Below are 19577 nucleotides of genomic sequence, written 5' to 3'. Positions count from 1 at the left end.
CGCGGCGTCAGCCCGCCAGCACACCCCGGTCGCTCCGATTGCCATCGGGCGGCGCCACGCGGAACCACGCGGCATAGAGCGCCGGCAGGAACAGCAGCGTCAGCAACGTGGCCACGATCAGGCCGCCCATGATGGCGGCCGCCATCGGCCCCCAGAACACGGACCGCGCCAGCGGAATCATGGCCAGTACCGCTGTCGCTGCCGTCAACAGGATCGGCCGGCAACGACGCACGGCCGATTCCACGATGGCCTCCCAGGGCGGCAGGCCGGCAGCGATATCCTGCTCGATCTGATCCACCAGGATCACGGAGTTCCGGATGATCATGCCCAGCAGCGCGGTAATGCCGAGCTGCGCGACAAACCCCATCGGCGCACGCAGCAGCAACAGCGCGGCGGCAGCCCCGATGAGGCCCAGCGGGCCGGTCAGGAACACCATCACCGAACGCGAGAAGCTGTGCATCTGCAGCATCAGCAGCGTGAAGATCAGGAAAATGCAAAGCGGTAGCTGCGCGGCAATCGACGCTCCAGCCTTGCCGCTTTCCTCATCGGCTCCGGCAATCGTGATGCGATAGCCGGCGGGCAGAGACGCGCGGATCGGATCGAGCTTCGGATTGATCTGTGCGGTCACGGTCGGGCCCTGGATGCCTTCGACGATATCGGACTGCACCGTAATGCCGAAGTCGCGGTTCTCACGCCAGATCACGCCGGGCTCCGAGCGCAGCGTGACGCGGGCCACCTGCGTCAACGGCACGGCCCGGCCGCTGCTGGTGGGCACCAGCACGTTGTTGAGATCCGACATTGCATCGCGTTCTTCGCGCGGCGTGCGCATGATGATGTCGATCAGCTTGTCCGCATCGCGGTACTGCCCCACCGGCACGCCAGTGAGCACGGCCTGCGTGGCACGCGCCACGGCATTGGTCGTCACCCCAAGCGCGCGCGCCTTGTCCTGGTCGAGCTCGAGCCGCAGCATCTTGACGTTCTCGTTCCAGTTGTCGTTCACGCCAACCGTTTTCGGATTGTCGGCCATCACGGCCGCGACCTGATCTGCCACCTTTCGCACAACGGCGGCGTCCGGGCCGATCACGCGGAACTGCACCGGATACTGCACGGGCGGCCCGTTCGGCAACAGCTTCACCCGGCCGCGCAACTGCGGGAACTCGGTAGCGATCACGCGTTCGACGCGACGGCGCAAGGGATCGCGCTTCTCCACCGTCACCGGCATCACGATCACCTGCGCCACGTTCGACTGCGGGAAGATCTGGTCCAGCGGCAGATAGAAGCGCGGCGAGCCGTTGGCCACGAACGTGGTGATACTGTCCACATCCTCGTCGCGGCGCATCGCCTCCTCGAATCGCTTGGCAACGGTCTCCATCTCCCTGTAGCTGGTGCCTTCCGGCATCCACAGTTCCACCATGAGTTCGGGACGGCTCGAATCGGGGAAGAACTGCGTTTCGATAAATTTGAACGCGAGCAGCCCCAGCGCGAACATCGCCAGCGTAATCACGATCACAGACTTGCGCCACGTGACACACCAATGCACGAGCTTGCGGAAGCCCTTGTAGAACGGCGTGTCGAAGACCTCGTGATGGCCACCGTCCGCGGTCCGCGTCTTCAGCAGCAGATAGCCGAGATACGGCGTGAAATACACCGCCGCCAGCCAAGACAGCATCAGCGCCATCGCCGTGACCGCGAAGATCGCAAAGGTGTATTCGCCCACTGTGGACTTGGCCAGCCCCACCGGCAGGAAGCCCGCCGCCGTGATCAGCGTGCCGGTCAGCATCGGCATGGCCGTGGAGGTGTAGGCAAACGTGGCCGCCTCCATCTTGGAGAAGCCTTCTTCCAGCTTGCGGACCATCATTTCCACGGCGATGATCGCATCATCCACCAGCAGGCCGAGCGCAATGATCAGCGCACCCAGCGATATCTTGTGCAAGCCGATGCCGAAGATGTTCATGAACAGGAACGTCACGGCGAGCACCAGCGGGATAGTCAGCGCCACCACCAGCCCGGGGCGCACGTCGATCCGCAACGGCCGGGTATGCAGCCCCAGCGAAACAAAGCTGACACCCAGCACGATGACCACGGCCTCGATCAGCACGTGCACGAACTCGCCCACGCTACGCTGAACCGCCTTGGGCTGGTCCTGCACCTGCTCCATCTCGATGCCCATCGGCAACTGGCCCCGCAGCCGATCGGTCACGCGGCGCAGTTCCTTGCCCAGCGCGATGATGTCGCCGCCCTTCTCCATCGAGATGCCCAGCCCGATCACGTCCTTGCCGTTGTACCGCATGCGGCTGACGGGCGGATCGACATAGCCGCGATAGACGTTGGCGATATCGCCTAGCCGGATGTTGGCAATACCGTTCGGACCGCGCAGCACCAGATTCTTCAGGTCCTCCACATCTCCCAGTTGGCCCGTGACACGGACCTGCAGGTTATCGGTGGGCGTGACCAGCACCCCGCTGCCGGTGGGGTTGTTCTGCTCGGCAATCTGGTTGGCAATGGCATTGATATCGAGGCCAAGCTGCGCAAAGCGCGTCTGGTTGAACTCGATATAGAGCTTCTCGTCCTGCAGTCCGATCAGCGCGACCTTGGCCACGGCGGGAATGCGTAGCAGATCCTGGCGCACCAGGTCGGCGTATTCGCGCAGCTCCTTGTAGTTGAAGCCATCTGCGCTCAACGCATAGATGGAGCCATAGACATCGCCGAATTCATCGTTGAAGAATGGCCCGCGCACACCCTGCGGCAGCGTCTGCTGGATATCGCCGATCTTCTTGCGAACCGTGTACCAGATCTGTGCGGTGTCCTTGGCCGGTGCGTTGTCGGCCAGTTGAAAGATCACCGTGGTTTCGCCCGGCTTGGAGAAGCTGCGGATCTTGTCCGCGTACGGCACTTCCTGCAGTTGCCGCTCGATCTTGTCCGTGACCTGCACGGCGATCTGCTCGGCCGTGGCGCCGGGCCAGTACGCCTGCACCACCATCACGCGGAACGTGAACGGTGGGTCTTCGTCCTGACCCAGTTGGAAGAACGCGATCAGGCCGCCGATCAGCAGCACGACCAGCAGATAGCGCGTCAGCGGCTGGTGCTCCAGCGCCCAGCGCGACAGATTGAAGCGGGAATGTTCCATGGGCCGGCCTCAGCCCAGATGGCGATCGAGGGCGCTGATGCGCACGCCCGGGTTCGACGCCGGCTGGGCCGGCGTGACAGCCTGCATCGGCTTGACGCGCTGCCCGGTCTTGAGCAAATGCACGCCGGCGGTGACGATGGTCTGGCCCGGTGCCAGGCCCTGCCGGATCTCGATCAGGTTGCCCTGCGCCTCGCCCAGCGTGACGGGCACGGGTTTCACTGTGCCGCTACCACCCTCGCCCGGGGTATAGATCCAGACCTGATTGCTGCCCTTCTGCTGGAGCAGTGCCGTCAAGGGAATCCGGATCGCCGCGTTCTCGCCTGTGCGAGTGAATTGCACGACAGCCGTCATGCCGATGCGCAGGTCGGGCGGGGGATTCGGAATCGTCACGCGCGTGGGATAGGTACGCGTGACCGGATCGGCCGCCGCGGAAATCTCGCGTACGCGCCCAGGCAACGCCCGGCCGGGTTCCGACCAGGTGTGGACCGTGACATCCGAGACGCCGCGCAGCATATCGACCTGATCCTCGGGCAGGCCGATGGCCACTTCCTTCTCGGCCGTCTGGGCCACCCGGACCACGGACTGCCCCGGCGACACTACCTGGCCCACTTCCGCGTCGATGGCCGTCACCACGCCATCGGCATCGGCCGTCAGCACGGCGTAGCCGGTCTGGTTCGACTGATTGCGCAGGTTGGCCTGCGCCTGTTCCAGCCGCGACGCGGCCGAGTCATAGGTAGCTTGGCGGCGGGTCAGTTCTGCCGAACTGATGAAGTTGCGCGCAGCCAGCTCCTTGTAGCGCTTGAGATCGGAAGCCGACAGGTCTCGGTCGGTCTTGGCGGCGTCATATTGCGCACGGGCGCCCGATTCGGCCAGTGCCAGATCGGTAGGGTCGAGCCGCGCCAACGGCTGTCCCTTACGCACCGTGGCGCCCACATCCACCAGACGCGCGGCGATCTTGCCGCCCACGCGGAAGCCGAGCCGGGATTCGATGCGGGGACGGACATCGCCAGAAAACTCGAAAGCAGTCTTGCCGGCCGTAGGGCTCAGTTGCATCAGTCGAACCGGACGGACCGGTGCTTCCCCTTCCGCCTTCTTCCCGCAACCGGACAAGCCCAGCACCAGCACCAGACCTGTCAGGCCGGCGCCGACGGTGCGCATGCGGCGCCCCCACGCCGAGGCAGTGCCACGCGGCACCTTGCAATCCTGGGTTTCATCGGCCGCGACTTCCGGCCTGGCAAATGGCACTGGCATGGACAAGCGTCTTTGATAGAGAGGTGGAGCGAACGTCGGGAATTTCTGGCGCGGCCGACCGGCCGTGGGGGTCTCGTCAACGCCTCTTCCGGACGTCTTGCCAATGCCGCGCCATCTGGGCGGACACTTACTAACTGGCCGGTCAGTAATATAGCCATCCGGCTCGAGTGCGTCAAACGGCGGATGACAAATGGCGCGCTGACGCGACGAAAAGTCGCGGAGCGGGCGTCACCTGCAACATCGGGGAGCGGACGCCGATGTTACAATTCGCGGCCTCGGCGCCCCTACGTCGCCCGCCTCCCCACCCGCCTTACCAGAAAGAGATTGGCGTGACGCCCGATCAGTATTGCCAGGACAAAGCCGCGAAAAGCGGTTCGAGCTTTTATTACAGTTGCCTGCTGCTTTCCCCCGAGCGCCGGCGTGCCCTGACCGCCTTGCAGGCGTGGCGCCTGGAGCTCGATGCCATCGTTCACGAGAATCATGATGCCGGCGTGGCCCTGCAGCGACTGGACTGGTGGCGCGCCGAACTACGCCGCCTGTATGACGGCAAGGGCGCCCATCCGGTGAGCCTCGCCCTGCAGCCGTTCCTGGCCCAGTTGCCCGTGGCCGAGATGACCCAGGCACTCGACGGCACCGAGATGGATCTGGCGCAATCGCGCTATATAGACGAATCCGCGCTGGCTAAGTACAGCCGCGCCGTGGGCGGCACGTTCGGCAAGCTGGCGGCACGGCTGCTGGGCTGCACTGATCCGCAGACGCTGGCCGCTGCCGAGAAGATCGGCCTGTCGCAACTCCGCATCCGCATCATTCGCGAAATGGGCCGCGACGCGCGCCAGGGCCGGATCTACGTGCCGGTGGACACATTGCAGCGCTTCGAGGTGCCAGCCGCCGACATCATGCAATCGCGGTACTCGCCCCAATTCGCGGTGATGATGCGCGACCAGGCGGCGCAGGCCCGGACGCTGTATCGCGAAGCGCTCGACACCCTGCCGCGTGCCGATCGCCGCGCGTTGCGCGCACCGCTGGCGCTGGCAGCCATCCACCACGCGCTGCTCGATGAAATCGAGGCAGGCGAGTTCCAGGTACTCACGCAACGCACCGCGCTCACGCCGATGCGCAAGCTCTGGCTGGCGTGGAAGACCTGGCTCCGGAACGGCTGAAGCAACACCCCCCATTCAGTAGTCACCAGAAAGCAATCATGACCTCCGCCCAGCCCTCCCTCGGCCAGTCGATCCTGGACCGCGCCGACCTCCTCGCCCAGCATTCCGACATGGAAGGTGGGCTGACCTGCGCCTTCCTGACGCCCGCGCACGCTCAGGCGCAAGCGCAACTGGTTCGCTGGATGGAAGAGGCAGGAATGAGTGTGCGCATTGACGCCATCGGCAATGTGATCGGCCGGTATGCCGCCGATCCCGCCGAGGCGGATCCCAAGGTGCTGATGACCGGCTCGCATTTCGATACGGTGCGCAACGGTGGCCGCTACGACGGCCGGCTGGGCATCCTGCTACCGATCGCAGTTGTGGGGGCGCTGCGAGACGCGGGCATCCGCCTGCCCTACCACTTCGAAGTTATAGCGTTCGCCGAGGAAGAAGGGCTGCGCTTCAAGACCAGCTTCCTGGCCAGCAGCGTGCTGGCCGGACGCTTCGACCCGGCACTGCTGGATCGCGTGGACGCCGATGGCATCACGATGGGCGCCGCATTGGCGGCAGCCGGATTCCCGGGCAGTGGCTCGATCGATGCGCTGCGCGCCGCAGCGGTAGATCCCGCCACACTGGCAGGCTTTGTCGAAGTGCATATCGAGCAGGGGCCGGTGCTACTGCATCGCGGCTTGCCGCTGGGTATCGTGACGCAGATCGCCGGCAGCAGCCGCTTCCAGGTGCGGGTGGAGGGCCTGGCCAGCCATGCCGGCACCACGCCGATGGACATGCGCCGCGATGCGGCCACGGGCGCGGCGGAGATGATCCTGCTGGTGGAAGAACGCTGCGGGCAGGTGCCTACGCTAGTCGGGACGGTGGGCCAGTTGCAGGTGCCCGATGGCTCCAGCAACGTGATTCCGGCCGCCTGCACGTTTTCCATGGACATCCGCGCGGGCGAGGATGGCATCCGGGAAGCCGCCATCGCCGACATTGTGGCGGGGATCGAGAAGATTGCCGCGCGCCGCGCCCTGCAGGTAAGTGTGGAACGCGTGACGCCGGTCAACAACGCGCCATGCGCGCGCTGGCTGATGGATCAATTTGCGGCTGTACTGAAAAAGCGGGGACTGGAGACGTTCGAACTGCCCTCGGGTGCGGGTCACGACGCGATGATGATGCAGCGGATCACCGACGTGGCCATGCTCTTTGTGCGTTGCGGCAACGAGGGCATCAGCCACAACCCGCTGGAAACCATCACCGAGGACGATGCCAGGCAGGCGGCGGAAGTCTTTGTCGACTTCCTGAGGCATTTCCGGCCGAAGGGCGGATAATGGCTTCGCAAGGAAGGCGGCGGCATCAACCGCCGCGGTACATTTCCTTGCTGTAGTCGTAGAGATTCTTGCGCAGCGTCTTGCGCTCGTCGGGCGAGAGGTTCTGATGGCCGCCGCGCTGGCTTTGGCGGGCGGCACGCTCGGCCATGTCGCGCTCGGTTTCGGCGCGGTCGTTACGGCGCGGGGGCGAGGGCTGGCGGTTGCGGTCAGGCGGTGGCGCACTGCCCTGTGCCCCAGGCGGCTGGCTGCGCGGATGGAGCAGATGTGCCATCCCTGCCGACTGCGCATGGGCCGGCGCGGATGCCATTGCCAGTAGCAGGGTCATGCCGGCAAGCCATCCCGATGGCGCGCGGGTAGCGCGACGCAGGGTTTGCCCGTGCCGGTTTTGCTTCACTTTCATTGGATAATGGCGGTTTTCGACAGTGCCTCCGGACTAGTCCTCCGGACCCTCCGTTTGCCGGCATCCGCATTGCCCTTGTTTGCAGCAGGCAGCGTGCCAGTGCCGGAAACGCGGGAAGCGAAATACCCGTGGTGACCATGTTTTCTCGGGCCATGCAGGACGGCCTCTGACAACGGTTTGCGGAGTGTAATTGCACAGAAGGTGCATGCCGCCATACCACGGGGTAAAGTATGTAACGTTTTGTTAAGCCATTTTGAGCGAAAGCGATAATCGCTAAGATACCGCCATGGAAAATACCAGCCACAAGATTCTCGTCGTGGATGACGACCCGCGCCTGCGCGACCTGCTCCGCCGCTACCTTGGCGAGCAGGGCTTCACGGTTCTCGTAGCGGAAAACGCCACGGCCATGAACAAGCTCTGGCTGCGCGAACGGTTTGACCTGCTGGTGCTTGACCTGATGATGCCGGGCGAGGATGGCCTCTCGATCTGCCGTCGCCTGCGCGGCGCCAACGACCAGACACCGATCATCATGCTCACCGCCAAGGGCGAGGATGTGGATCGCATCGTCGGCCTCGAAATGGGCGCTGACGACTACCTGCCCAAGCCTTTCAACCCCCGTGAACTGATTGCGCGCATCCACGCGGTGCTGCGCCGCAAGGGGCCGGCCGAAGTGCCGGGCGCTCCGTCGGAGACGCCGGAAACGTTCGCCTTTGGCGATTTCGTGCTGAACCTGGCCACGCGCACGCTGACCAAGAACGACGAGGAAATCACGCTCACCACGGGCGAGTTCTCGGTGCTCAAGGTCTTCGCCCGCCATCCGCGCCAGCCGCTGTCGCGCGAAAAGCTCATGGAAATGGCACGCGGCCGAGAATACGAGGTATTCGACCGCAGCCTGGACGTGCAGATCTCCCGCCTGCGCAAGCTGATCGAGCCGGACCCGAGCAACCCGCGCTTCATCCAGACGGTCTGGGGCCTCGGCTACGTCTTCATCCCCGATGGCGTGAAGTAAAGCCGGTCCGCACAGCAGCATCGTGTCGACCGCTCTCGGCCGTACCGCAACGCGGTTCTTCGGTTCGCTATTCTGGCGAACCTTCATGCTGATCGCCCTGTTGCTGGCGATCTCGCTGGGTATCTGGTTCCAGAGCTACCGGCTCTTCGAACGTGCACCGCGCGCCCAGCAGATCGCCATGCAGGTGGTCAGCGTGGTCAAGCTCACGCGCGCCGCCCTGCTCTACTCCGACCCCGCGCGGCGCCGGTTCCTTCTGCTCGACCTCGTCCAGAACGAAGGCATCAAGGTCTATCCGCGAGAAAAGGACGACGACTTCGCCGCGCCCAAGGCCAACCCGTTCCTCACCCAGTTGGTACAGCAGGAGATTCGCAGCCGCCTGGGCGAAGACACGGTACTCGCCACCACGGTCAACGACATTCCCGGCGTTTGGGTCAGCTTCGAGATCGAGGGCGACGATTACTGGGTGGCCATCAGCCCCGAGCGTTTCGAGCGCGTACCGGGCATCCAGTGGCTATGGTGGAGTATTGCCGCGCTGCTGCTGTCGATTATCGGCGCCGCATTCATCACGGCGCGCGTCAACTATCCGCTCAAGCGGCTGACCAATGCCGCCAAGCTGATCGGCACGGGTGGCGATCCACCGCCGCTGCGCGAGCAAGGCGCCAGCGAAGTGGCCCAGGCCAACCGCAGCTTCAACCAGATGGTGCGCGACCTGCGCCAGCTCGACGACGACCGCGTGGTCATGCTCGCTGGTATTTCCCACGACCTGCGCACGCCGCTCACGCGTCTGCGCCTGGAAACCGAGATGTCGCCTGTGGATGCCACCACGCGCGACGCGATGATTGCCGACATCGAACAGATGGACGCCATCATCGGTCAGTTCCTGAACTATGCCCGACCGGGCCAGGAGGTGGTGGAGCCGGTGGATCTCTCCGCGCTGGTGCAGGAATCGGTGGGCGTCTATGCCGCGCACGACGATGTGCGCGTGCACGTGCGGTCCAACGGTCCGGTCATGGCCGTGGCCAATCGCATGGAAATCCAGCGCATTCTGGACAACCTTGTGGAGAACGCCCGCCGCTATGCCAAGGACGAGGAAACGGGCATGGCCGAAGTGGAAATCACTACCAGCCTGGACGACAAGGACGCTGTGCTGACGGTGGCCGACACCGGCCCCGGCGTACCCCACGAGCAGCTTTCGCTGCTGACCCGACCGTTCTACCGGCTCGACAGCGCCCGTAGCGAAGCCAAGGGCGCTGGCCTTGGCATGTCGATCGTGAACCGCATCCTGCAGCGCAACGGCGGACGCCTGGTGCTGGCCAACCGCCAGGCACCGAAGAGCGGACTCGTAGTCAGCGCCATGTTCCGCCGCGCCTGACGTCGCTTCCGGACGACACGGCTTTGCCGATTCGCGCCACGTCCTTCGCATTGACAGGTTTTCTTCAGCTACTGATATCGGATTGAAAGGCTGCTGACAGCCGAATGACAGCGCCGACGCGCACACTGGCTGAACAATCGACTACAGGCACCCGCCCCACGGGACGCCAGACCGAGAGACAGCCATGTCCAGCACTCCCAGCACACCGACCTCCCAACACGGGTTTCGCACCGTGTTCCGCGTTGTCAGCGGCAACTTCCTCGAAATGTATGACTTCATGGTGTACGGCTTCTACGCCGCTGCCATCGCCCGTACGTTCTTCCCCTCCGGCAATGAATTCGCGTCGCTGATGCTGTCGCTCGCCACCTTCGGCGCGGGCTTCCTGATGCGTCCGCTCGGCGCCATCGTGCTGGGCGCATACATCGACCATCACGGGCGCCGCAAGGGCCTGATCGTCACGCTGGTGCTGATGGCGCTCGGCACGCTGCTGATTGCGCTGGTGCCCGGCTATGCGTCGATCGGCGTGGCGGCGCCGCTGCTGGTGCTGTTCGGCCGGCTGTTGCAGGGCTTCTCGGCAGGCGTGGAACTGGGCGGCGTCTCGGTCTACCTGTCCGAGATCGCCAAACCCGGCCAGAAAGGTTTCTACGTGGCATGGCAGTCAGCCAGCCAGCAGGTAGCCGTGATCTTCGCCGGGCTGCTCGGCGTGATCCTGCATGCCACGCTGGCACCGGCGCAGATGGACGACTGGGGCTGGCGCGTGCCGTTCCTGATCGGCTGCCTGATCGTGCCGTTCCTGTTCATGATCCGCCGCTCGCTGGAGGAAACCGAGGCGTTCCGCACACGCAAGCATCGGCCGTCCACCCGCGAGATCTACCGCTCGATGCTCGACAACTGGGGCATCATCGTCGCCGGCTGCATGATGGTGGTGATGACCACGGTCTCGTTCTACATGATCACCGCCTACACGCCCACCTTCGGCAAGACCGTGCTCAAGCTCGATGACGTGGACAACCTGATCGTCACGATGTGCGTCGGGCTGTCGAACTTCATCTGGCTGCCGCTGATGGGCGCCGTGTCCGACCGCGTGGGCCGCAAGCCGCTGCTCGTGGTGTTCACCATCGCCACGCTGCTGACCGCGTACCCCGCCGTATCGTGGCTGGTAGCGGAGCCATCATTCGGCCGCCTGTTGATGGTGGAACTGTGGCTGTCGTTCCTGTACGCGAGCTATAACGGCGCGATGGTCGTGACGTTGGCCGAGGTGATGCCGGCAGCCGTACGGACCACCGGCTTCTCGCTGGCGTATAGCCTGGCCACCGCGCTGTTTGGCGGCTTCACGCCGGCCATCTCCACCTATCTGATCCACGCAACGGGCAACAAGGCCGCGCCGGGCCTGTGGCTCACATTCGCGGCAGTGTGCGGCCTGGTAGCCACGCTGATCATCTTTCGTGCGCAGCGAGAGCAGGCAGCGCTGCGTACGGCCTGACAGCCGATACGTGCGCTGTCACGACACTGTCCGTCCATGCGTGGCATACTGCGGCTTCGCTGTTTGCTGCACTGCGGCAGTCGAGATTGCCTATCGCGGCCTTTGAGATTTTCAATTGGCTCCGGCAGTGTCTGACGGCGCATAATCACAGATTGTTGCGATTGCTTCCGTGTATCGGGTGATGCCCGTGAACACGGTGGCGTGTCGCTCGCCTCACTCTCTTCAAACCGTATCAGGAGAAGTCCATGAAGACCGTTGGTCAAAAGCTCGAAGCGTTCCAGATCGTTGGCGTGAAGCCTGGTTTCAACAACCACGAGGAAAACGGCCAGTCGGCTTTCGAAGACATCACCGAGAAATCGTTCGAAGGCAAGTGGAAGGTGATCTACTTCTACCCGAAGGATTTCACGTTCGTGTGCCCGACCGAAATCGTGGCCTTCGCCAAGCTGAACGGCGACTTCGCAGATCGTGACGCGATCGTCCTGGGCGGCTCGACCGACAATGAGTTCGTGAAGCTGGCATGGCGCCGTGAACACAAGGACCTGAACAAGCTGGACCAATGGCAATTCGCCGACGTGACCGGCTCGCTGGTTGACCAGCTGGGCGTGCGTGACGTGGCTGCCGGTGTTGCCCTGCGCGCCACCTTCATCGTCGATCCGGACAACGTCATCCAGCACGTTTCGGTGAACAACCTGAACGTCGGCCGTAACCCGGAAGAAGTCCTGCGTATCCTGGACGGTCTGCAAACGGACGAACTGTGCCCGTGCAACCGTGCTGTGGGCGGCGCCACGCTGTAATTGGCCCTGCCTGCCCGTCGCCGCAAGGCGATTCGGCACCTCGCGTGGAGGGGCGATGCGCCCTTCCACGCCGAAACCCGCTATGTGCGGGTTTTTTGAGCCCTCGTCGATAGGAGAAATAAATGGAATTCCTCAGCACGATCAAAAATCTTATTCCCGACTACGCCAAGGACATCCGTCTGAACGTGGACGGTACGATCGCGCGCTCATCGCTGGAAGGCAACGATGCCGTGGCCGTGGCACTGGCTGCCGCGTTCGCCGCCAAGAGCAAGGTGATCGTCGACGTGATTCGCAACGCCAACGTGCTGTCTCCCGAGGAAGTCACCGCCACCCAGACCGCATCGGCGCTGATGGGCATGAACAACCTCTGGTATCCGTACGTCGAGATGGCCGAAGACCCCGATCTGGCCAGCCAGCCGGCTGGCCTGCGCATGAACGCATACGCCACGCACGGCGGCGTGGACAAGCGACGTTTCGAGATGTACGCGCTGGCCGCGTCGATCATCGGCAAGTGCCATTTTTGCGTGAAGTCGCACTACCACCTGCTGAAGAACGAGCAAGGCATGAGCGCCCAGCAGTTGCGTGACGTGGGCCGCATTGCCGCCGTGATCGGCGCCGCAGCCAATGTGATCGCAGCCGAGTAAGCCGCCCATCGCGCGGCTCCCGGCGATCCTGAACCGGCCGGCATCGAACGATGCCTGGCCGGTTTTTTATTGGCGGATGGATGTTCTCTGACACGGTCTCGCGCCAATGAGGCGGTGCATTTGTGCTGCGGTCGGCCTACAATCCAGCCAAGGTCACGAACATCGCAGTCGCCATGAGCTCCTTGCCTTCGCACACTTCGCCGCGCTTCCGTTTCCGGCTGGCCGCGGTGTATGACTGGGGCGATATCGCTGCCGTCACGCAACAAGCCTACGGTCAATATGAACTTGGCATCATGGAAGATTGCCGGGCATCATTCCAGCGCGGCATGCATTCCGTACTGGCGGCCAAGGACAATCCGGACATGGAATGGTGGGTGGCGGAAACCGATCACGGCATCAGTGGCGCCGTGCTGTTTTGTCATCCAGGGGCCACGGTGCCCGCGCTCGATGACAGCACGATCACGCTGACGCAGCCCGAGGCGCGGCTGCTTTCGGTCAGCCCGCAGGCGCGCGGGATGGGACTTGGCAAGCGATTGATGCAGATCTGCATCCAGCGCGCCCGTGACATCGGCGCGCATTCGCTGGTCTGCCGCGCCATGCCCGAGATGGACTCCGCCATCAGACTCTGCGAACAGATGGGCTTCCAGAAACGTACGGAGGCCGGTGCACGCCATGGAGCCATGGCGCGCCTCATCGACTACGTCTACACGATCACGCCAGAAGAAGCACCGATGCCTTCGCCACCGCCCCTCTGAGGTGTTGCCCGGGACTCAGTCCTGGGTGTCTGCCGGGCGGCGATAGATCAGCACCGCCGCCTGCGCGACGATGCCTTCCTCCTTCCCCTCGAACCCGAGCTTCTCGTTCGTCTTGGCCTTCACGTTGCAATGCGTGACCGGCAGGCCGAGATCCTCGGCCAGGTTCGCCACCATGCCCTGGATGTGCGGCGCGAGCTTCGGCTTCTGCGCAATCACGGTGGCATCGACATTGCCGATCTCGAATCCCGCTGCGCGTACGCGGCGCGCGGCTTCGCGAAGCAGCACCCGACTGTCGGCCCCGGCAAAATTGGGATCGGTATCCGGAAAATGCCGGCCGATATCGCCCAGCGCGGCGGCACCGAACAGCGCGTCCGTCACGGCATGCAGCAACGCATCGGCATCTGAGTGGCCCAGCAGGCCGCGATCATGGGGGATATCCACGCCGCCCAGGATCAGCTTGCGCCCCGGAACCAGCGCGTGCACATCGTAGCCCTGCCCTACACGGAAATCGAACGGATTCAAAACGGCTCCTTCTGGATTCAGGAAAATATCAGGACGCCGACGGCGCGGCGCCCGCGCGCAGCAGTACGTCTGCCAACGCGAAGTCTTCGGGATACGTGACCTTGAAATTGCGCAGCGACCCATTCACCAGTCGCGGACGCAGGCCCAGCCGCTCGATGGCGCTGGCCTCATCGGTGACCACGGCGCCAGCAGCCATCGCATCCTCCAAGGCATGACGCAGTACGCCGATGCGGAACATCTGAGGCGTCTGCGCCTGCCACAGGCCATCGCGTGGCACGGTCGCGCCAATCCGCGCGGCGGTCGGCACACCCTGCTCTGCCCGCTTGAGCGTATCGGGCACGGGCACCGCCAGGATGCCGCCGATCGGCTCGCTGGCCGCATCGTCGGATTCCACGGCGCGGACCAGCGTATCGATCATCGCCGGCGTCAGGCCCGGTCGTGCGGCATCGTGGACCAGCACCCAGTCGGTGTCTGACGCGCCCAGTGTCTGGAGGTGATGGAGGCCCGCCAATACCGAGGCATGGCGTGAATCGCCACCCACGAAAGCCGTATCGAAACGCAGCCCCGCAAACGCCTGTGCGCCAAAGCGGGACTCCAGTGGCATGTCGTCGGGTGCCAGTACCAGGGCCGTGGCGCTGATCGCTTCACAAGCCGAGAACGCCGCCAGCGCGAACCAGAGCATCGGCCGCCCGGCCACGGTCTGGTACTGCTTCTGCACGGTGCCTCCGGCGCGGCTGCCGGTACCGGCACAGGGAATCAGGGCGAATCGACGATCGGACACAGGTTCTGCGGGTGGATGATAGGAAGCCCGGCTGCAAGCCGGCCGGACCGCATTCTATAATACGGCCCTTGTTCGCCGCCATGGCCTCCGGGCCGTGGCGGCATCGCCAACACCCCTGCCCGCGCGTGCCCCAAGCATCGCCGGCGGGGTGGCGTCGTTTTTGCATCCTTGCTACCCATGCCTGACACATTGCCCGACTTTCCTTCCGCCGCCCTGCCGCTGGTCAAGCCGGGCATGCGCCATGCCGTAGCAGGACTGCCCGGCGCCTCCGACGCCCTCGTGGTGGCCGCTTACGCGCGCCAGCATCGTGGCAGCGTGCCAATGGTGGCCGTGGTCTGCGCCAATGCCATGGATGCGCAACGGCTGGCCGACGAGATTGCGTGGTTCGCGCCGGAACTGCGCGTCCGACTGCTACCTGACTGGGAAACGCTGCCGTACGACAGCTTCTCGCCGCACCAGGATCTCGTTTCCGAGCGGCTGGCAACGCTGCACGACATCCAGACCGGCCAGTGCGATGTCATGATCGTGCCGGCCTCCACAGCGCTGTATCGACTGGCGCCGCCGTCGTTCCTTGCGGCGTACACGTTCTTCTTCAAGCAAGGCGAGCGGCTCGATGAAGCCGCGCTCAAGGCCCAGTTCACACTGGCCGGCTACGAGCATGTCAGTGCGGTGATGCGCCCAGGCGAGTACAGCGTGCGCGGCGGACTCATCGATCTCTATCCGATGGGTTCGGCGCTGCCATACCGGATCGACCTGTTCGGCGAGGAAATCGAAACCATCCGCGCGTTCGATCCGGATACGCAGCGCAGTCTCTACCCGGTCAAGGAAGTCAGGCTGTTGCCCGGTCGCGAGTTTCCGCTCGACGAGGCCGCGCGCACGGCGTTCCGAGGCCGCTGGCGAGAAGTTTTCGAAGGCGACCCCACCAAGTCGCCCATCTACAAGGACATTGGCAACGGCGTGCCGTCCGCCGGTATCGAGTACTACCTTCCGCTGTTCTTCGAACAAAGCGCATCGTTGTTCGAGTACCTGCCGCAGGGCACGCAACTGGCGTTCGCGGGCAATGTCGACGAAGCCATTCGGCGCTTCTGGGCCGACACCATGCAGCGCTACACTTTCATGCGCCACGACCGCGAACGGCCGCTGTTGCCGCCCGCGGACCTCTTCCTGTCCGAGGAACAGTTCTTCGTCGGCGCAAAGCCGCTCGCGCGGCTGGTGCTGCAGCGCGAACCGGCACCTGCCGAAGCCACGCCCTTCGCAGCGGGCCTGCCCGACGTCTCGGTGAATCGCCGCGCCGAGGACCCTCTCGTCAATCTGGAAGCCCTGCTGCTGAACAAGACCACGCGCGTGCTGATGTGCGCGGACTCCGCTGGCCGGCGCGAAACACTGCTGCAGTTCTTCGCCGAAAGCGGCCTGCGCCCGATGATCGTCGAGGATTTCGCGGCGTTCCTGGCAGGGGAATCGCATTTCTCGATTGCCGTGGCACCACTGCAGAGCGGCTTCGCGCTGCCCTCTGCATCGCTCGCCTTCGTAACCGAGAACGAGCTCTACGCGGGCACCACGCGCCGTGCCGGACGTCGCAAGCAGGAACAGGCCAGTACCGTCGACGCCATGGTTCGTGATCTGGCCGAGCTCAAGATCGGCGACCCCGTGGTACATAGCGAGCACGGCATCGGCCGCTACCAGGGGCTGGTCACGCTTGACATGGGCCAGGGCGACGAGGAGTTCCTGCATCTCGATTACGACCGCGCCAGCAAGCTCTACGTGCCCGTGCATCAACTGCACGTGATTTCGCGCTACTCGGGCGCCGATCCGGAAACCGCGCCGCTGCATTCGCTCGGTACGGGCCAGTGGGACAAGGCCAAGCGCCGCGCCGCGCAGCAGATCCGGGACACCGCCGCCGAACTGCTGAACCTCTACGCGCGCCGCGCGCTGCGCGAAGGCTTTGCCTTCCCGTTGCAGCCGAAGGACTACGAGACTTTCGCCGAGAGCTTCGGCTTCGAGGAAACACCGGATCAGGCTGCAGCGATCTCGGCAGTCATCGCCGACATGACCTCGGGCAAGCCGATGGACCGTCTGGTCTGCGGCGATGTGGGCTTCGGCAAGACCGAAGTGGCTCTGCGCGCCGCATTCGTGGCCGTGCTCGGCGGCAAGCAGGTGGCGATGCTGGCGCCCACCACGCTGCTGGCCGAGCAGCATTTCCAGACGCTGTCAGACCGCTTCGCCGAATGGCCGGTGCGCATCGTGGAACTGTCGCGCTTCAAGACGAAGAAGGAAATCGACGCGGCCATCAAGCAGATCAACGACGGCACCGTCGATATCGTGATCGGCACGCACAAGCTGCTGTCCGATCAGGTGAAGTTCCAGCGCCTGGGTCTGGTCATCATCGACGAGGAACACCGCTTCGGGGTACGCCAGAAAGAAGCGCTGAAGACGCTGCGTGCCGAGGTAGATGTGCTGACGCTGACCGCCACGCCAATCCCGCGCACGCTGGGCATGGCGCTGGAAGGGCTGCGCGATTTTTCGGTCATCGCAACGGCGCCGCAAAAGCGGCTGGCCATCAAGACGTTCGTGCGACGCGAGGAAGACGGCGTGATTCGCGAGGCTATCCTGCGGGAGCTCAAGCGCGGCGGACAAGTCTACTTCCTGCACAACGAGGTGGAGACCATCGAGAACAAGCGCGCCCGGTTGGCCGAACTGGTGCCCGAGGCGCGCATCGCCGTGGCGCACGGCCAGATGCACGAACGCGAACTCGAACGCGTGATGCGAGATTTCGTGGCACGCCGCGACAACATCCTGCTCTGCACGACGATTATCGAAACCGGTATCGACGTGCCGACGGCCAACACGATCCTGATCCACCGCGCCGACAAGTTCGGCCTGGCGCAGTTGCACCAGTTGCGCGGACGCGTGGGCCGCAGCCATCACCAGGCCTACGCGTATCTGCTCGTGCACGACCCCGAGGGGCTGACCAAGCAGGCGCAGCGCCGGCTCGAAGCCATCCAGCAGATGGAGGAACTGGGTGCGGGCTTCTATCTGGCCATGCACGACCTGGAGATTCGCGGTGCGGGCGAAGTACTTGGCGACAAGCAATCGGGCGAGATCCACGAGATCGGCTTCCAGCTTTACACGGACATGCTCAACGCCGCCGTGAAATCCCTCAAGGCCGGCAAGGAACCGGATCTGATGGCGCCGCTGGCGGCCACTACCGAAATCAACCTCGGCACGCCGGCCCTGCTGCCGAACGATTACTGCGCCGATGTGCATGAACGCCTGTCGCTCTACAAGCGTCTGGCCAACTGCGAAACCGGCGAGCGCGTGGACGATATTCAGGAAGAACTGATCGACCGTTTCGGCCGTCTGCCCGCGCAGGCGCAGGCACTGATCGAAACGCACCGGCTACGCATAGCCGCTGCGCCGCTGGGCGTGCGCAAGATCGACGCGGGCGAGGCCACGGTCAGCATGCAGTTCGTGCCGAACCCGCCCATCGACGCCATCAAGATCATCGAACTTGTGCAGAAGAACCGGCACATCAAGCTGGCCGGACAGGACAAGCTGCGTATCGAGGCCAAGATGGAAGACGTGGCCGCCCGCGCGCAGACGATCAAGCACACGCTGCGGCAGTTGGCCTGACTGACGCGCCGGGTGTAGGATCTCATCCTTGACGAATCAACGTTTTCTCACGACACATCGCCCCATGCCAACCACTCAAGACACCATCGCCGCCCAAGACACCCCGCCGCGCGGCAGCGCGCTCGACTGGACCCAACGGCTGGTGTCGTTCGATACCACCTCTCGCCATTCCAACCTTGGCCTGATCGAATCGGTACGTGACCATTTCCTGGCCAAGGGACTGCGCCCGCATCTGAGCTATAACCCGCAGGGCGACAAGGCCAACCTGTTTGTGACCGTCCCCGCTGCGAATGGCGCCACCGATGGCGGGATCGTGCTGTCGGGCCATACCGACGTGGTGCCCGTGGACGGCCAGAACTGGTCCACCGACCCGTTCAAGCCTGTGATCCGCGACGGCAAGCTGTATGGCCGCGGCACCTGCGACATGAAAGGCTTCATCGGCACAAGCCTGTCGCTGCTGCCGACCATTCTCGAAGCCAAGCTGCGCGAGCCGGTTCACTATGCGCTGTCGTTCGACGAGGAAATCGGATGCATGGGTGCGCCGTACCTGCTGGCCGAACTGCGCGATCGCGGCGTGCGACCCTCGGGCTGCATCGTGGGCGAGCCGACGAGCATGCGCACGATCGTCGCGCACAAGGGCATCAACGCGTACCGCTGCTGCGTGAAAGGCCAGGCCGCGCATTCATCGCTCACGCCCAAGGGGGTCAACGCCATCGAATACGCCGCGCGGCTGATCTGCTATATCCGCGACATCGCTGACGAGTTCAAGGCCAATGGCCCCTACGACCGCGCCTTCGACGTGCCTTTCACCACGGCATCGACCGGCACGATCCAGGGCGGCATCGCGCTGAACACGATTCCGGCCGAATGTGAGTTCGTGTTCGAGTTCCGCAACCTGCCGGGTGTCGATCCCGAAGCCATCCTCGCGCGCATCCAGGGCTATGTTGCCGATGTGCTGGTGCCGAAGATGCAGGCCGAGCATGTGGACGCCAGCATGGCCATCAGCAAGATTGCCGCCGCGCCGTCGCTCGATGCCGCTGAATCGGACGCCATCACGCAACTCGTGCGCGCGCTGACCGCTGACCGCGAAACCAACAAGGTGGCCTATGGCACCGAAGCCGGCCTGTTCCAGCGCGCCGGCATCCCGGCCGTGGTGTGCGGCCCCGGCGATATCCAGCAAGCGCACAAGCCGGACGAGTTCGTCGCGCTCGACCAGCTGGCTGACTGCGAGACCTTCCTGCACAAGGTAGTGGACAGCCTGCGGGTGGCCTGAGTTTTCCATCCCGTGCTACCGGGCGCCACGCGTTGGCGCCCGGGTACAATATCGCCCTTTCGCATCGCCCCT

General features: G+C 64.4%; 15 protein-coding genes. 10 read left to right on the top strand and 5 right to left on the bottom strand.

Features of this window, described 5'->3' with window-relative positions:
- Window positions 1-7: 7 nt before the first annotated feature.
- Window positions 8-3127 (bottom strand): efflux RND transporter permease subunit, encoded by a 3120-nt coding sequence (locus GA566_RS06665; protein WP_160472141.1) that lies wholly within the window; start codon window positions 3125-3127, stop codon window positions 8-10.
- Window positions 3128-3136: 9 nt separating this feature from the next.
- Window positions 3137-4285 carry an efflux RND transporter periplasmic adaptor subunit gene (locus GA566_RS06660; protein WP_237380273.1) on the bottom strand — a complete coding sequence of 383 codons (1149 nt, stop codon included), beginning with the start codon at window positions 4283-4285 and terminating at the stop codon, window positions 3137-3139.
- A gap of 422 nt (window positions 4286-4707) precedes the next feature.
- Between GA566_RS06660 and hpnD the strand changes: the two genes are divergently transcribed.
- Together hpnD and GA566_RS06650 are read left to right on the top strand one after the other, a co-directional pair.
- Complete coding sequence (hpnD, locus tag GA566_RS06655) at window positions 4708-5538, top strand: presqualene diphosphate synthase HpnD (protein ID WP_160472137.1); 831 nt, start codon at window positions 4708-4710, stop codon at window positions 5536-5538.
- A gap of 38 nt (window positions 5539-5576) precedes the next feature.
- Window positions 5577-6842, top strand: a complete 1266-nt coding sequence (locus GA566_RS06650; RefSeq protein WP_160472135.1) for a Zn-dependent hydrolase — start codon at window positions 5577-5579, stop codon at window positions 6840-6842.
- Between the two features lie 25 nt (window positions 6843-6867).
- On the opposite strand, the gene GA566_RS06645 is transcribed toward GA566_RS06650, so the two are convergent.
- On the bottom strand, window positions 6868-7242 hold the full coding sequence (locus tag GA566_RS06645; RefSeq protein WP_160472133.1) for a hypothetical protein: 375 nt from the start codon (window positions 7240-7242) through the stop codon (window positions 6868-6870).
- Window positions 7243-7528: 286 nt separating this feature from the next.
- On the opposite strand from GA566_RS06645, the gene ompR reads away from it, so the two are divergent.
- The 6 genes from ompR to GA566_RS06615 all read left to right on the top strand — a co-directional run bounded on the left by ompR (window position 7529) and on the right by GA566_RS06615 (window position 13299).
- The gene (ompR, locus tag GA566_RS06640) at window positions 7529-8251 is read left to right on the top strand and encodes a two-component system response regulator OmpR (RefSeq protein WP_010810107.1); all 723 of its coding nucleotides are present in this window, start codon (window positions 7529-7531) and stop codon (window positions 8249-8251) included.
- 22 nt (window positions 8252-8273) lie between these two features.
- Window positions 8274-9623: an ATP-binding protein gene (locus GA566_RS06635; protein ID WP_137924454.1), complete on the top strand. Its 1350-nt coding sequence runs from the start codon at window positions 8274-8276 to the stop codon at window positions 9621-9623.
- 184 nt (window positions 9624-9807) lie between these two features.
- Entirely contained in the window at window positions 9808-11106 is a 1299-nt protein-coding gene (locus GA566_RS06630; protein WP_137924453.1) for an MFS transporter, read from the top strand.
- 245 nt (window positions 11107-11351) lie between these two features.
- Window positions 11352-11900, top strand: coding sequence for a peroxiredoxin (locus GA566_RS06625; RefSeq protein WP_130390292.1), 549 nt, complete (start codon window positions 11352-11354; stop codon window positions 11898-11900).
- Window positions 11901-12022: 122 nt separating this feature from the next.
- On the top strand, window positions 12023-12544 hold the full coding sequence (locus GA566_RS06620; RefSeq protein ID WP_137924452.1) for a carboxymuconolactone decarboxylase family protein: 522 nt from the start codon (window positions 12023-12025) through the stop codon (window positions 12542-12544).
- Between the two features lie 173 nt (window positions 12545-12717).
- Window positions 12718-13299 (top strand): GNAT family N-acetyltransferase, encoded by a 582-nt coding sequence (locus tag GA566_RS06615; RefSeq protein WP_137924451.1) that lies wholly within the window; start codon window positions 12718-12720, stop codon window positions 13297-13299.
- A gap of 15 nt (window positions 13300-13314) precedes the next feature.
- Here the strand turns inward: GA566_RS06615 and ispF are convergent, their stop codons facing one another.
- Window positions 13315-13821, bottom strand: coding sequence for a 2-C-methyl-D-erythritol 2,4-cyclodiphosphate synthase (gene ispF, locus GA566_RS06610; protein WP_160472131.1), 507 nt, complete (start codon window positions 13819-13821; stop codon window positions 13315-13317).
- 28 nt (window positions 13822-13849) lie between these two features.
- Window positions 13850-14602, bottom strand: a complete 753-nt coding sequence (gene ispD / locus GA566_RS06605) for a 2-C-methyl-D-erythritol 4-phosphate cytidylyltransferase (protein WP_137924449.1) — start codon at window positions 14600-14602, stop codon at window positions 13850-13852.
- A gap of 177 nt (window positions 14603-14779) precedes the next feature.
- Between ispD and mfd the strand changes: the two genes are divergently transcribed.
- Together mfd and argE are read left to right on the top strand one after the other, a co-directional pair.
- Window positions 14780-18232 (top strand): transcription-repair coupling factor, encoded by a 3453-nt coding sequence (gene mfd, locus GA566_RS06600; RefSeq protein ID WP_160472129.1) that lies wholly within the window; start codon window positions 14780-14782, stop codon window positions 18230-18232.
- 64 nt (window positions 18233-18296) lie between these two features.
- Window positions 18297-19505 carry an acetylornithine deacetylase gene (gene argE / locus GA566_RS06595; RefSeq protein ID WP_160472128.1) on the top strand — a complete coding sequence of 403 codons (1209 nt, stop codon included), beginning with the start codon at window positions 18297-18299 and terminating at the stop codon, window positions 19503-19505.
- The last annotated feature ends 72 nt before the right edge of the window (window positions 19506-19577 follow it).

This window comes from Cupriavidus sp. SW-Y-13 (genome assembly GCF_009793345.1).
In the GTDB taxonomy this organism is placed as follows: domain Bacteria; phylum Pseudomonadota; class Gammaproteobacteria; order Burkholderiales; family Burkholderiaceae; genus Cupriavidus.
Note: the sequence above shows the minus strand (reverse complement) of the source record. Positions and strands in the feature narration are given on the sequence as shown.

What these genes read in the sequence shown, in the direction of transcription:
- GA566_RS06665 (WP_160472141.1), bottom strand. Translation starts at nt 3,127, where the DNA reads ATGGAACATTCCCGCTTCAATCTGTCGCGCTGGGCGCTGGAGCACCAG.
- GA566_RS06660 (WP_237380273.1), bottom strand. Translation starts at nt 4,285, where the DNA reads ATGCGCACCGTCGGCGCCGGCCTGACAGGTCTGGTGCTGGTGCTGGGC.
- GA566_RS06650 (WP_160472135.1), top strand. Translation starts at nt 5,577, where the DNA reads ATGACCTCCGCCCAGCCCTCCCTCGGCCAGTCGATCCTGGACCGCGCC.
- GA566_RS06645 (WP_160472133.1), bottom strand. Translation starts at nt 7,242, where the DNA reads ATGAAAGTGAAGCAAAACCGGCACGGGCAAACCCTGCGTCGCGCTACC.
- ompR (WP_010810107.1), top strand. Translation starts at nt 7,529, where the DNA reads ATGGAAAATACCAGCCACAAGATTCTCGTCGTGGATGACGACCCGCGC.
- GA566_RS06630 (WP_137924453.1), top strand. Translation starts at nt 9,808, where the DNA reads ATGTCCAGCACTCCCAGCACACCGACCTCCCAACACGGGTTTCGCACC.
- GA566_RS06625 (WP_130390292.1), top strand. Translation starts at nt 11,352, where the DNA reads ATGAAGACCGTTGGTCAAAAGCTCGAAGCGTTCCAGATCGTTGGCGTG.
- GA566_RS06620 (WP_137924452.1), top strand. Translation starts at nt 12,023, where the DNA reads ATGGAATTCCTCAGCACGATCAAAAATCTTATTCCCGACTACGCCAAG.
- GA566_RS06615 (WP_137924451.1), top strand. Translation starts at nt 12,718, where the DNA reads ATGAGCTCCTTGCCTTCGCACACTTCGCCGCGCTTCCGTTTCCGGCTG.
- mfd (WP_160472129.1), top strand. Translation starts at nt 14,780, where the DNA reads ATGCCTGACACATTGCCCGACTTTCCTTCCGCCGCCCTGCCGCTGGTC.
- argE (WP_160472128.1), top strand. Translation starts at nt 18,297, where the DNA reads ATGCCAACCACTCAAGACACCATCGCCGCCCAAGACACCCCGCCGCGC.